Genomic DNA, 12,575 nt, shown 5'->3' on the forward strand with positions numbered 1-12,575 from the left:
CTCGTGCCCCCGGCCGCCCGGTGGCCTCCTGCCCAGGAGACCACCGTCGTGCGGGCCCTCAGCCGGCGGCGTCGACGAGGGCCAGCTCGTGCAGGCGCTCCGGCGGGCCCGGCCGGGCGTAGTACCAGCCCTGGGCGGTGTCACAGCCCAGTATCCGCAGCTGTTCGGCCTGTGCGCCCGTTTCGACGCCCTCGACCGTGACCGCGAGGTCGAGGCTGTGGGCGAGCGAGACGATGCCCTCGACGATCTTGAGGTCGACCGGATCCGCCGGGAACTGCTGCATACCCTGGGTGAACGAACGGTCCAGCTTGAGGATGCTCACGGGCAGCCGGCGCAGGTTGGCGAGGTTCGAGTAGCCGGTGCCGAAGTCGTCGAGGGCGATGTCGACGCCCATCTCGGCGAGCCGGCGCAGCGGCTTGAGGAGGTCGTCGTCGGCGCCGATCAGCGCGGACTCGGTGACCTCCAGGCACAGCGCGCGGGCGTCGAGACCCTCGCGCTCCAGGATGTCCACGGTGTCCTGGACCAGACCCGGATGGGTCAGCTGGCACGGCGACAGGTTGACGTTGATCCGCAACGGGGTGGGCCCGGCATGCCGTTCCTGCCACTGGCGGGCCTGCCGGACCGACTGTTCCAGGACCCACCGGCCGAGCGGCACGATCAGCCCGGTGTGCTCGGCGAGCGGGATGAACTGGTCGGGTCCGAGCACGCCGTGCTGCGGATGCAGCCAGCGCACCAGCGCCTCCGCGCCGTGCACGCTGCCGTCGCCGAGGTGCACCAGCGGCTGGTACTCGATGAAGAACTCGCCCCGGTCGAGGGCCGCCGGGAGCGCCGTGGTGAGCCCGTGCCGGGTGATCGCGCGGGCGTCGGACTCGGGGTCGGCGAGCTCGAAGCGGTTGCCGCCCGCGGACTTGGCGCGGTACATCGTGATGTCGGCGCTGCGCAGCACCTCAGCCGGGCCGCGTTCGCCCGCGGGTCCCTCGACGACGCCGATGCTGCCGCGTACGGCCAACTCGCGGCCGTCGATGCTGATCGGGGTGACCAGGGCGTTCATGATGCGCCCGGCGAGTTCGTCGACCTCGCGCTCGGTGTCGGGGCCGGTGGTGAGGGCCACGAACTCGTCGCCGCCGAGCCGTGCGACCATCTCGCCCGGTGCGGTCGCGCAGGACTGCAGCCGGTCGGCGACCTCGACGAGCAGCCGGTCCCCGGCCGCGTGCCCCAGGCTGTCGTTGATGGTCTTGAAGCCGTCGAGGTCGAGGTAGCACAGGCCGAACCGCTGGTCGTCGCCCGCGGACAGCGCCTTCTCCAGGCGCTCGAAGAACAGGGTCCGGTTGGGCAGTCCGGTGAGCGCGTCGTGCGTGGCCTCGTATCGCAGCCGCAGGTTGAGCAGCCGGCGCTCGGTGGTGTCCTCCATGAGGGCGAGCTGGTACTGCGGTTCACCGTCCGCGTCGCGCAGCAGGGACACCGTCAGGTTGGTCCACAAGGCCGTACCGTCGGGCCGGTAGAAGGCCTTTTCGACGTGGTAGTGCTCGCGATCGCCGTTGACCAACTCCTCGTAGAGTTTCCAGACTTGGGGCGCGTCGTCGGGGTGCGTCCATTCGGGGACCCGACGGCCGCGCATCGTCTGCTCGGAGCCGCCGAACATCCGCAGGAGGGCTCCGTTGGCCTGGAGGATGTTGCCCTCGAGGTCGGCGATGGCGATCCCTATGGCCGCGCCCTCGAACACCGCGCGGAAGCGGGCCTCACTGGCGTGCAGTGCCTCCGCCACCGTGCTGCGCGCGTTCAACGCGGCCTGGTAGATGGCCTCTTGCTCGCTGAGCGTCCGCTCCCGCAGCGCCCGCGCGAATCCGGCGGCCATGCCGTGCTGCAGGCGCGCCGAGCGGGTACGCAGGGCTTCCTGGGGGCCGTCCTCGCCGCAGTAGAGCACCAGGTAGGCGTCCACGCAGTCGAGGGTGCGGCTCAGTGCCTCCGGATCGGTGCAGTGCGCGGAGACGATCGCGGCGCCGACGGCCTGCCCTTCGGTCGCCTGGAAGGTCCTTGCTCGCAATGCCTCGCTCAACCGCCGGGCCAGCGGTACGAGTTGCTGCTCGAACTCGGGCCGGGTCAGCGAGGTCGAGGTGACCGGGAAGACCGCCCGGCTCCAGATCGTCGCGAACCGGCGGAGTCTGTCCTCCGGCCCGTCCGGCTCCGCGGTCACGCCGTGCGCCCCACGCCCGCGAACCCGGAGAAGGAATAGGGATCCTCGTCCTCGGGCGCGGTGTCGGGCCGCCAGATCGGCATCGGCACCAGTCCGGGTTCCACCATGTCGTACCCCTCGAAGAACCGCGCGATCTCCTCGCGCGAGCGCATGATCAGCGGGTTGCGAATGTCCTTGTACACGTCGACCGCACCCTCGGTCCGCTCGGGCGGGAGCGGAATTCCCTCGTAGGAGGCGTGCGTGACGACGAGCAAGCTGCCGGGCGCGAGCGCGTCGCGCAGTTCGGCCACCGCAGCGTACGGGTCGTCCGCGTCCTCCACGAAGTGAAGTATGGCAACGAGCAACAGGGCGACCGGCCGGTTCAGGTCGATCAGCCGCTGCACCTCGGCGCTCGCCAGGATCTCCTGGGGCTTGAGCAGATCGGCCGCGACCACGTCCGTGTCGTCGACGTCCCGCAGGACGGCCTGGCTGTGCGCGACGGCGACCGGGTCGTGGTCGACGTACACGACGTGGGCTCCGGGGCGGGCCGCCCGCGCGACCTCGTGGACGTTGCCGAAGGTCGGGATGCCGGAGCCGATGTCGAGGAACTGCGAGATGCCCTCGTCCGCCGCGAAACGCACGGCCCGACGCATGAACGCCCTGTTCGCCTGCATGATCTTGGGCAGTCCGGGCAGGAACTCCATCGCCTTGCGAGCGGCTTCCCGGTCGACCTCGAAGTTGTGCGAACCGCCGAGGTAGTAGTCATAGATGCGGGACACGCTCGGCACCGAGATGTCAATGCTGCGTGGGGCCCAGGCGGGACGCTCCATCTATCTCTCCAAGGCGTAGTCGACGGCGTAGGCGATCCGGTGTTCGAGCTGAGGCTACTGATCGTCCGCCAAACCGGCGAGTCAAAACGGAAATTGACCGTCCGTTCACCGGCACTGCCTTCGGCATGTGCCGAATCGGCCGCCGCGCGGGGCCTTCGGACACGCCGTCGAGTGTCACCGCGAAATCGATGCGAAGCATTCCAAAAAGTTCCCGGGAGTCACGAAGCGTCGTCATGCCGTCCGGGGTGGCCGGTATCCCCGGTGTGGAAAATTCTCCGGCTCCCGTTCCCGTCCCGGTCCCGGTGCCGCGTCCGGTGTGGGCGCACACGCCGAACGGTCCGCCCCCTCCGTGCGGTGCGGAGGGGGCGGACCGGGGTCGCGCGCGATGTTCTGTTCGTCCGGCACTCTTGCCAGTTCCGATCCACTCTCCCTTCCGCGTTCCGTTGCTCTGCGGACGAGACGACCAACCCTGGGGAGGTGATCCTCTACTTCGCCGCGCCGACCGGCTTTCCGTCGGGGGCGACGGCGTACCACGTGCCGCCCACGCCCTGACCGTTGGTGTCCCCGGCCTTCGTGTCACCGGAGAAGGTGTAGATGGGCCAGCAGTTGACGGTCATCTGCTTGGCGCCGTCCGGGCGGGTGAAGCCCATCAGGCCCTTCTTCTGGACGCCCTTGGTGTCGGCGGCCTTGACCGGCGCGACGACGGGCCACTTCTCCAGGCAGGCGCCGACACAGGCGGACTTCGAGACCGGCCAGGCCTGGTCCTTCATGAAGCGGTAGACCGTCATGCCGTTCTTGTCGACGACGATCTCACCGAGCTTGGGGTCCTTGCGGGTCGACAGGCCAGGCAGGGCGGCCAGCGTGGCCTTCTTGCCGTCGGGGGCGGAGGCGTACCAAATGCCGCCGACACCCTGGCCGTTGGTGTCGCCGGCCTTCGTGTCCTTGGCGTAGCGGTACATCGGCCAGCCGCCGATGGTCAGCTGCTTGGTGCCGTCCGTGCGGGTGACCTCACCGAGCAGGGCCTTGTCCACTCCGGTGGCGGCCGTGGCACCGTCCGCGGGAACGGCGGGCCACGCCTTCGCGCAGTCGCCGTCACAGTTCGACTTCGGCGGCTCGGCGGTGTCCTTCTCGAAGCGGTACAGAGTGAATCCGGCGCTGTCCGTCAGCACCTTGCCCAGCGTCGTGCTCTCCGCGACGGCGAGCTGCCCGGCGGACTCTGCCTGGGCCGCCGCACCCTGCTGGTCGGCGCCGTAGCCGTTCGGGGTCGCGGTGCTGCTGACCTGTCCGTATCCGTTGGCAGCCGCGGCGGCGCCCACGTTCTGGCTGCCCGTCGACTGGGTGCCCGAATCCTGACCACACGCCGTCGTGAGCGCCAGCACGGCCGCAGCTGTCGCTACGAGGGAGGCGCTCCGCCAGGAGGTCTTCATTGGGTAACTCCCACTTTTCGCATAAGGGTTGCAGCGCCCTGCAGCGCCGCGCATGGCCCTAGGTACGGGCAGGGGTGGCCGTTGTGTTCAACCGGCCCACAAAAAACTTTCGGAACGCTGTGACACCGTCCGCCTCCGGAGCCTCGGACGGATGTCCACCACGCACCCGTTCCATTCTTCTCGCACATCTGCGCCCGGCCGGCCTCCGTCTCCCGCACGACCGTCAAACCGCCCCGGTCCACAAGTCCTCCGTTCGGGGCAATACCCCGCCACTCGGGCGTGCGCGCGGACGGCACGCCTCATGATCTCGGTCGTGCATGCACCACAGCGGACCCCGTCCGCCCTCGTCATACGGGTACTGGCGTTGCTGACGCTGACCTGGATCCTCGGCGGTGCGCCGGTCTCGTCCGCGGTCGCGGACGCCTGCGCGTACGCCTCCGTCGGCCCGGACGGCATCGACGCGGTGGCGGTCGCCGGCGACGGTCTCTGCACCGTCAGCCCGGCACCCCCCGCTCCCACGCCGACGCCCACCCCGAAGCCGCCACCACCTCCGCCACCGCCACCTCCACCCCCGCCGCCACCACCGCCACCGCCACCGCCACCGCCACCGCCCAAGCCGACGCCACCGCCCCCGCCTCCGCCGGCCCCGCGGCCTGTCGCCGTGGCACCGCCGCCGAGGCCCACGCCTCCACCACCCCCGCCGCCCACTCCGACACCCACGCCCAGGCCGACGCACAAGGCCCGCCCCCAGCCGTCGCCCACCCCGGTGAGCTACCCGGTGTACCGCGCACCGGCGCACAAGCACGCGGTCCGCCGCGGACCGTCCCTGGTCTCGCTCACCCTGCTCGTCACCGTGCCCGCGGTGCTCGCCGTCGCGGCACTGCGTCCGCGCTGACCCTTGGAGACAACTTTGTCGGATTGGCTTGTTCTCGTCCTTGCGATGGCGGCCGCGTGCCTCGTGGTCCTCGTCGTGGCGCTGCTGCGCAATCGGCGGGCCCCCGAGGACGAGGATCCGTCCGAGACCCCGGACGTGATCGAGTACATGACCATGATGATCGGCGTGGTCTATGCCATCGTCCTGGGGCTGGCCATCGCCGGCGTCTGGGAGGCCCGCAGTGCCGCCCAGGATCATGTACAGACCGAGGCTCAGGCCCTGCACGAGATCTCGGAGCGGGTCCGGGTCTACCCGGCGGACGTAAGGGACCGCATCCGCGGCGACGTGAAGGCGTACGTCGGTCATGTCGTCACGACCGAGTGGAAGACCATGGCGGACCACGGTCGTGTGACCGCCGAGGGCGGGCGGCTCTTCGACCGCATCCGCGCGGACGTCACCGACTACCAGCCGAAGACGGACTTCGAGGCCCAGGCATATCAGCCGCTCGTCGACCAGGTGACCGCGGCCGACACCGCGCGCAACTCACGCGCGGAGTCGACCGGAGCGACCATGCCGGGCGTGGTGTGGTTCGGGCTGATCACCGGCGCCGTCGTCACGATCGGGATGGTCTTCGCACTGCAGATCCGGCGCACCAGGCGGGAACTGATCCTGGCCGGGCTCTTCTCCGCCCTGATCGCCTTCCTGCTCTTCCTGATCTGGGACTTCGACGCGCCCTACAGCCGGGGCATCGCGGCCTCGGCGGAACCGTTCCTGACGCTGTTCCCCCACCTTCCGGGGTGACGGGACCGCACGGGAGACCCCGATAGCGACCGTGCGGCCGGGGGACGGGACACGCCGTGTCCGTTCCCCGGCCGCGCGCGTCGGGGCCCCCGCGCGGCCCGCGAGGCTTCCCCGCCGCGTCATCGCGATCGCAGCCCGCGCGTCCCTTTCAGATCCGCCGATCGGACCTTCGGCGCAGCCACAGGAGCGCGCCGCCGAGGACGGCCGCGGCCACCAGTCCGCTGCCGATCGCGATGTCGGTGGGCGTCGCTCCGGTGGAGGTGCCGCCCCCGAGACCACCCCGGACACCACCGACGACGGTGAAGGCGGCCGGCCGGGTCAGGGTCCGGCCGTCGCCGCAGCGCGCCGTGATGTCGTAGGACCCCGGCCGCACACCCCGGTCGACGAAGACCCGCGCGGTGGCCGTACCGACGTCCGCGCGTCGCAGCCGGGTGGTACGGAAGGCCCGCGACGAGACCGTACTGCCGTACCCCCGGCACGAGTCGCCGTCGACCGCGACCGTCAGCGGGCCGCCCTGGACGATGACACCGGGCCTGGCCCTGATGTTCCTCGGACCGTCGTCCCGCCGGCTCCCGCCGCTCCCCCGGCCCCAGCCGTCCTCCGGACTCTCGTCGTCCCGGCGCCAGTCGTCGCCGGAGGCTCCGTAGTCGCCGGGGTCGGTGTCGTCGTACACTCGCCCGCTGTCGTCCAGGCGTTCACCGGCTCCCCGTTCGCCGTGGCCCGGTTCGCTCCAGGCCATGGCCGCGGGGGCGGCGAACCCCAGCGCGGCGACCGCGGCGGCCGAGACCGCCAGGGCACGGATGGTACGCATGTGATCCTCCGCGGAAGACACCCCGGGACCCGTCCCCGGTCGATCGGCGAGAAGCGCCTCCCAGACAGACCCTCAGTCGTGTCGCGCGGGGCCGCATTTCGAGAATGGTCCGTACCGGTGAGAAGACACGCCGAATGACTTACACATAATCAGATATTGCCGCAGGTCACGAACTGCCAGAAATATCCTGCACTCGGCAACTCGGATGGCGCACCGCCGTGGTGCTCCCCCGTCCATCCGCCCATGCCCCGTAGGCCGCCGGGCATGCTCCACTTAGCTTTCCCGTATGCGCGACGGACGCGGTGACGGCCGTGTCGAGAGGGGTTGGCGAATGTCTTCGTCCGCATGGCCGGAGGAGGAGGAGCGGCAGAGGAAGCGGGTCCCCTGGGGCGTGATGGCGCTTGTTCTGCTGACCGGACTCGCACTGATCCGCAACGGCTCCGGCGAGTTCGACGTGGGCCCGCCACAGCCCGCGGCGGCTGCAGCGGCGGCCGACGGCCGGACCCCCGCGGGCGCCCACGCGAAGGCGCCCGCCGCCTTGCCGTACTCCATGGTGGACCGGGTACGGATCCCGGCGATCCGGGTCGACGCACCGGTCGTGCCGGTCGGTCTCGACACGGACGGCTGGGTCGGCGCGCCGCCCCCCGACGACCCGAATCTGGCGGGGTGGTTCACCGGCGCGGTGTCGCCCGGCGAGAAGGGCACCTCCGTCGTCGTGGGCCATGTGGACAACGCGCGGGGCCCCGCCGTCTTCTACGGACTAGGGGCCCTCAAGAAGGGAAACCGCGTCGAGGTCCTGCGCAAGGACGGGAAGACCGCGGTATTCGAGATCTACGACATCCAGGTGTTCCAGAAGAGCGCCTTTCCCGGTGACCGCGTGTACGGCAGCAAGGGCACCCCGGAATTGCGCGTCATCACCTGTGGAGGAGGTTTCTCCGAGGAGCACGGCTACGACGGCAACGTGGTCGTGTTCGCCCGTCTCGCGGGCGCCCGCTGAGCGTGTCGCCCGGAATCCTCCGGGGCCTCTCCGGCGCGGCGCGGGGGCCGTTCGGCCCTCCCGGGGTCAATGGATCGGACGGGGTGCACAGGCCGGCCGGCGGTCCCCCGTCCGCCTCGGGCCGGCTCGCCGGACGGCCCCCGCGGTCTCAGGCGTAGCGTCGTCGCGGCACGGTGAAGTGGTAGCCGCTGTCCAGGAGTTGGGGCAGGTAGTCGCGCAGCGCCCGTACGGACTGGGAGCGGTCGCCGCCCGCGTCGTGCGAAAGCACGATGACGCCCGGGGCGGCGCCGTGCTCCACCCGGTGGACGATGGCGCCGGTGCCAGGGGTGGTCCAGTCGCGGGAGTCGACCGTCCACGCCACCGGTTCCATGCCCAGGTCGGCGCCGATCTGGAAGGTCGCCCGGTTCCAGGCACCGTAGGGCGCGCGGAACCACAGGGGCCGCTCACCGTAGGCGTCCTCGATGACGTCGCAGGTGCGCTCGATCTCGGAGTGGATCTGCGGGCGCCGGAGCTCGGTCAGCAAGGGGTGCGTCCAGGTGTGGTTGCCGACGACGTGCCCGTCGTCGGCCATCTCGGCCAGCAGGTTCTTGTTGGCCGCGGCCATCCCCCCGCAGACGAAGAACATCGCCCGCACGTCGTACTTGCGCAGGGTCTTCAGGATGGTCGGGGTGTAGCGCGGATCGGGTCCGTCGTCGAAGGTCAGCACCATGGTGCGGCCACGCCCGGACACGTGCAGGAGCGGCTCGCGCCGCACGGGGGGACGCAGGGGTCTGCTGCTCGGCGGGCCGTCTTTGGTCATGGGCAGCAGGCGGAAGGCGGAAGGCTTGAGGGCCGGCCGGGCCGGCCGGGCCTGCGGGCCGGCGGCCGCCGGGCTCCCGGCCGGTTCGGCGGTGAGGGCGCGGGGCGTGCCCGTCGCCCCCGCCGCCCCCGCCGCCCCCAGGACGGCGGCGCCGGCGATCAATGCCCGGCGTCGCGTGAGCAACTGGTCCTTTTCCATGCCCCATCAGTCGCGCAACGGACGGGCGGCGCGGCTGAGAAACACCGGTGCGGTCCCGGGAAAACACCCGATGGGACCAGTTGAGCGATCAGCGACGACGCACCAGGGGGAAGGGCAGCGTCTCACGGATCGTCAGACCGGTGAGGAACATGACCGTCCGGTCGACGCCGATGCCGAGCCCGCCGGTGGGCGGCATGGCGTATTCGAGCGCGTCGAGGAAGTCCTCGTCGAGCTCCATCGCCTCGGGATCTCCCCCGGCCGCCAGCAGCGACTGCGCGGTCAGCCGTCGGCGCTGCTCCACCGGATCGGTCAACTCGGAGTAAGCGGTGCCCAGTTCGGTGCCGAAGGCGACCAGGTCCCAACGTTCGGCGAGGCGCGGGTCGGTGCGGTGCTGCCGGGTGAGCGGCGAGACGTCGGTCGGGAAGTCCCTGTAGAACGTGGGCAGTCGGGTCTCCGCCTCCACCAGGCGCTCGTACATCTCCAGCACGACGTCGCCGCGGCCGTCGTCCGTCCGGTACGGCACGCCCGCGCGGTCGCACAGCCCGTGCAGCACCTCCGTCGGGGTGTCGGCGTCGACCTCCTCCTCCAATGCCTCGGAGAGGGCGCCGTACACCGTCTTGACGGGCCACGGGCCGGAGATGTCGTACTCGGTGCCGTCCCTGCGCGCGACGGGTGCCCCGAAGGCGGCGGTCGCCGCGCCCTGGATCAGTTCGCGGGCCAGGTCGAGCATGACGTCGTAGTCGGCGAACGCCTGATATGCCTCCAGCATGGTGAACTCGGGGTTGTGCTTGTGGGAGACGCCCTCGTTGCGGAAGGTGCGGCCCATCTCGAAGACCTTCTCCAGGCCGCCGACGCACAGCCGCTTGAGGTACAGCTCGGGGGCGATGCGCAGATAGAGGTCCAGGTCGTAGGCGTTGATGTGGGTCGTGAAGGGGCGGGCGTTGGCGCCGCCGTGGATCTGCTGGAGCATCGGCGTCTCGACCTCCAGGTAGCCGCGGTCCAACAGCCCCTGGCGCAGCGCCTGAACGGCGGTGGAGCGGACCCGGACGACCTGACGCGCCTCGGGGCTCGACATCAGGTCGACATGGCGGCGGCGTACCTTCGCCTCGGGATCGGTCAGGCCCCGGTGTTTGTCGGGCAGCGGGCGCAGGCACTTGCCGGTGAGCTGCCAGTCCGTCACGAAGACGGTGAGAGCTCCGCTGTCGCTGGCACCGGAGACGCCGTCGGCGGTGAGGTGGTCGCCGATGTCGACGTCCGTGCGGAACCGGTCGAGGGCGGGGCCCGACCGGGAGCGGGTGAGGGCGATCTGCAGGTCGCCGGACCAGTCGCGCAGTACGGCGAAGACCAGGCCGCCGAAGTCACGTACGAGGACGACCCGTCCGGCGACGGTCACCCGCTGTCCCGCGCGCACCTCGGCGAGCGTGTGGGTGCGCGCCGTGACGCCCACCGGGTACGGATCGGTGCCCGCGGCGCGGAGCCGTTCGAGCGTGCGGTGCCGGACGCGGACCTGCTCGGGCAGGCCCGCTGTCGGATCGGGGACCCCGGCCGGCCCCTCTCCGCGGGGGCCGGGAGCCGCCGGTGCGGGCGGGCCCTCGGGGAGTACGGGTGCGGTCCGGGCCTTGGTGCGTCCCTTGCCCCACAGTTTGCGCAGCGAAGGCACGGAGACGAAGCCCTCGGCGATGCCGGACGCCATGCCGATACGGGCGAGGGAGCCCGCGTCTCCGTAGCAGAGGAAGCGGGGGTACCACTCGGGGTGGTACTTGGCGTTGGACCGGTACAGGGCTTCCAGTTGCCACCACCGGGAGAAGAACAGCAGCAGCTTGCGCCAGAGCCGCAGCACCGGTCCGGCGCCGATCCGGGCGCCCTCCTCGAAGACCGACCGGAACACCGCGAAGTTGAGGGAGACACGGCGTACGCCGAACTTCCCGGCCACCGCGCACATCTCGGCGACCATGTACTCCATGACGCCGTTGGGGGCTTCGCGGTCACGGCGCATCAGGTCGAGCGAGATGCCGTCGTCGCCCCAGGGCACGAAGGAGAGCAGCGCCAGGAGCCTGCCGTCGGCGTCCATCGCCTCCACGAGGAGGCAGTCTCCGTCCGCGGGGTCGCCGAGCCGGTCCAGGGCCATGGAGAAGCCCCGCTCCGTCTCGGTGTCGCGCCAGGCGTCGGCCCGGTCGACGACTTCCTCCATCTCCTCGTCGGTGAGGGTGGAGTGGCGCCGTACGCGGCAGGTGGCCCCGGTGCGGCGCACACGGTTGACGGCCTGACGGGTGACGCGCATGTCGCGGCCGTCGAGGTCGAAGTCGGCGACGTGCAGGATCGCCTCGTCACCGAGTTCGAGTGCTCCGAGGCCGGCCCGCACGAAGGTCTTGGCGCCGTCCTCGGAGGCGCCCATGACGGCGGGCACCCAGGCGTAGCGGCGGGCCAGGTCCAGCCAGGCGGCGATGGCGTGCGGCCATGCCTCGCGGTCGCCGACCGGATCGCCGCTGGCGAGGCAGACCCCGGCCTCGACGCGGTAGGTGACGGCGGCCTTGCCGCTGGGTGAGAAGACGACGGCCTTGTCCCGGCGGGTGGCGAAGTAGCCGAGGGAGTCGTCGGCGCCGTAGGCCCGCAGCAGCGAGCGGATGCGGGCCTCCTCGTCGCCGTGCAGGGCCGCCTCCAGCCGTTGGGAGCGGAAGAGCGTGGTGGCGGCGTTGAGCAGGGCGACGGCGCCGAAGAGGCCGAGGAAGAAGTAGACCTGGTGGGGTGGGCGTCCGCCGAACGAGTCGGCGGAGACGAGTCCGCCGCACACCCGGCCGGCCGCCCACGTCAGCCGGTCGCCGCGCGGCAAGGTGCCGGGGAACAGCTCGACCAGGCCCCAGCCGAGCAGGATCGCCACCACCAGCCCGGCGACCAGGACGGCCAGGGCCCGCCACACGGCGCCGCGCCGGGAGTCGGCGTAGAACTCGCGGCGCGCCACCACCAGGAGCACCAGGGCGGTTCCGCAGACGACGAAGGACGGCAGCGACTCGGCGTACAGGCCCATCGAGAGGCCGACGACGTCGGACAGGACCAACAGGCCGAGGTAGACGACGACGAGCCACCAGGCGACCTTCTTGCGGGCGGCGGTCGCGGCGGCGAGCAGGAAGAGGAAGGCCGCGTAGGCGAGGTTCGCGCTGACCGGGACGATCAGCCGGTCGAGGAAGTCCACCACGGGGCGCAGCAGGCGGCGCAGGGGCTCGATGAAGGCCAGCACGACGCAGAGCGCGCAGAGGGCGCCGAAGAAGGCGCCGTAGCCCTCGGGCACCTTGCTGAGGAACCCGTCCCGGCACGGCCGTACGGGGCCTTTGGCGCCCTTGGGTCCGCGGGCCTCGACGGTGGCACTCATGGTCCGACTCTAGGAAGAGCCGGGCGGCGCCGCCCGTCGAGCGATCCGGTGCCCGGCAGTGCGCCGCGCGCGGGCGCCACCCCTGGCGTACGCCCGTTGGTGCCTGTGGTGCCCGGTGGCGCGCGTCCGGTCGCGCGCCGGAGCGACCTCAGGCGTACGCCCCCGCGAGTCGTCCGGAGGACACTCCCGTGCGCCGGCCCGGGTGCTTCGTCCGGTGATCACCCGGTACGCCGGACCGGACCGGGTGTCGTCCGGCCGTCGGTTCGGCACCGGCGGCACACCGTCCCCTTGCGCAGGC

At 71.4% G+C, this 12,575-nt stretch carries 10 protein-coding genes; 3 read left to right on the top strand and 7 right to left on the bottom strand.

Annotated elements, in window-relative coordinates:
* Nucleotides 1-58: 58 nt before the first annotated feature.
* The 4 genes from ACFVTC_RS10990 to ACFVTC_RS11005 form a co-directional block, all read right to left on the bottom strand.
* Entirely contained in the window at nucleotides 59-2,194 is a 2,136-nt protein-coding gene (locus tag ACFVTC_RS10990; RefSeq protein ID WP_390126271.1) for a putative bifunctional diguanylate cyclase/phosphodiesterase, read from the bottom strand.
* The gene (locus tag ACFVTC_RS10995) at nucleotides 2,191-3,003 is read right to left on the bottom strand and encodes an SAM-dependent methyltransferase (RefSeq protein WP_168531340.1); all 813 of its coding nucleotides are present in this window, start codon (nucleotides 3,001-3,003) and stop codon (nucleotides 2,191-2,193) included. The genes ACFVTC_RS10990 and ACFVTC_RS10995 overlap by 4 nt, the downstream gene beginning before the upstream one ends.
* Nucleotides 3,004-3,488: 485 nt before the next feature.
* Entirely contained in the window at nucleotides 3,489-4,430 is a 942-nt protein-coding gene (locus tag ACFVTC_RS11000) for an SCO0930 family lipoprotein (RefSeq protein ID WP_390126272.1), read from the bottom strand.
* A 494-nt stretch (nucleotides 4,431-4,924) separates the two neighbouring features.
* Nucleotides 4,925-5,056, bottom strand: a complete 132-nt coding sequence (locus ACFVTC_RS11005) for a hypothetical protein (protein ID WP_390126273.1) — start codon at nucleotides 5,054-5,056, stop codon at nucleotides 4,925-4,927.
* A 140-nt stretch (nucleotides 5,057-5,196) separates the two neighbouring features.
* Between ACFVTC_RS11005 and ACFVTC_RS11010 the strand changes: the two genes are divergently transcribed.
* Complete coding sequence (locus ACFVTC_RS11010) at nucleotides 5,197-5,325, top strand: hypothetical protein (RefSeq protein ID WP_390126275.1); 129 nt, start codon at nucleotides 5,197-5,199, stop codon at nucleotides 5,323-5,325.
* 15 nt (nucleotides 5,326-5,340) lie between these two features.
* Complete coding sequence (locus ACFVTC_RS11015; RefSeq protein ID WP_168531337.1) at nucleotides 5,341-6,105, top strand: DUF4239 domain-containing protein; 765 nt, start codon at nucleotides 5,341-5,343, stop codon at nucleotides 6,103-6,105.
* A 148-nt stretch (nucleotides 6,106-6,253) separates the two neighbouring features.
* Here ACFVTC_RS11015 and ACFVTC_RS11020 read toward each other — a convergent pair whose 3' ends face one another.
* On the bottom strand, nucleotides 6,254-6,916 hold the full coding sequence (locus ACFVTC_RS11020; protein WP_390126276.1) for a hypothetical protein: 663 nt from the start codon (nucleotides 6,914-6,916) through the stop codon (nucleotides 6,254-6,256).
* Nucleotides 6,917-7,247: 331 nt separating this feature from the next.
* Between ACFVTC_RS11020 and ACFVTC_RS11025 the strand changes: the two genes are divergently transcribed.
* On the top strand, nucleotides 7,248-7,913 hold the full coding sequence (locus tag ACFVTC_RS11025; protein ID WP_390126277.1) for a class F sortase: 666 nt from the start codon (nucleotides 7,248-7,250) through the stop codon (nucleotides 7,911-7,913).
* Between the two features lie 148 nt (nucleotides 7,914-8,061).
* Here the strand turns inward: ACFVTC_RS11025 and ACFVTC_RS11030 are convergent, their stop codons facing one another.
* Nucleotides 8,062-8,910, bottom strand: a complete 849-nt coding sequence (locus ACFVTC_RS11030) for a polysaccharide deacetylase family protein (RefSeq protein WP_390126278.1) — start codon at nucleotides 8,908-8,910, stop codon at nucleotides 8,062-8,064.
* A gap of 88 nt (nucleotides 8,911-8,998) precedes the next feature.
* Nucleotides 8,999-12,277, bottom strand: coding sequence for a bifunctional lysylphosphatidylglycerol synthetase/lysine--tRNA ligase LysX (gene lysX, locus ACFVTC_RS11035; protein ID WP_390126279.1), 3,279 nt, complete (start codon nucleotides 12,275-12,277; stop codon nucleotides 8,999-9,001).
* Nucleotides 12,278-12,575 lie beyond the last annotated feature (298 nt).

It is taken from the genome of Streptomyces sp. NPDC057950, assembly GCF_042887295.1.
GTDB lineage: Bacteria > Actinomycetota > Actinomycetes > Streptomycetales > Streptomycetaceae > Streptomyces > Streptomyces kaempferi.